1 protein-coding gene is annotated in these 671 nt (G+C 67.2%); it reads left to right on the top strand.

Annotated elements, in window-relative coordinates:
- A partial coding sequence (locus AACY52_RS29050; RefSeq protein WP_339561176.1) for a strawberry notch family protein occupies positions 1 to 671 on the top strand: 671 nt, incomplete at both ends.

Here is a 671-nt window from a genome sequence, read left to right as displayed (position 1 = left end):
AAACGGCGTCGTCCGCTTCCGCCGCGGCTTCTTCATCGGCGACGGCACCGGCGTCGGAAAGGGGCGCGAGTCGGCCAGCATCGTGCTCGACAACTGGATGCAGGGCCGGCGCAAGGCGGTCTGGATCTCCAAATCCGACAAGCTGATTGAGGATGCGCAGCGCGACTGGTCCGCACTCGGCATGGAGCGCCTGCTGGTCACGCCGCTCTCGCGCTTCCCGCGGGGCAAGCCGATCGCTCTGCCGGAAGGCGTCCTATTTACAACCTATGCCACGCTGCGTTCCGACGACCGCGGCGAGAAGGTTTCGCGGGTCAAGCAGATCGTCGAATGGTTGGGCTCCGATTTCGACGGAGTGATCATTTTCGACGAGGCGCACGCGATGCAGAACGCTGGCGGCGGCAAGGGAGAACGGGGCGATGTCACGCCCTCGCAGCAAGGGCGCGCGGGGCTTCGCCTGCAGCACGCCTTGCCCAATGCCCGCGTCGTCTATGTCTCCGCCACCGGCGCCACCACGGTCCAGAACCTTGCCTACGCGCAGCGCCTCGGTCTGTGGGGTGGCGACGATTTTCCCTTCTCGACCCGCGCCGAGTTTGTCGAGGCGATCGAGGCCGGCGGCGTCGCGGCGATGGAGGTGCTTGCCCGCGACCTTCGCGCGCTCGGCCTCTACACCG

This window comes from Pseudomonas sp. EA_65y_Pfl1_P113 (assembly GCF_963970525.1).
Classification (GTDB): Bacteria; Pseudomonadota; Gammaproteobacteria; order Pseudomonadales; family Pseudomonadaceae; genus Aquipseudomonas; species Aquipseudomonas tritici.
The sequence above is the reverse complement of the archived record's forward strand: the minus strand, read 5'-3'. Positions and strand labels throughout refer to the sequence as shown.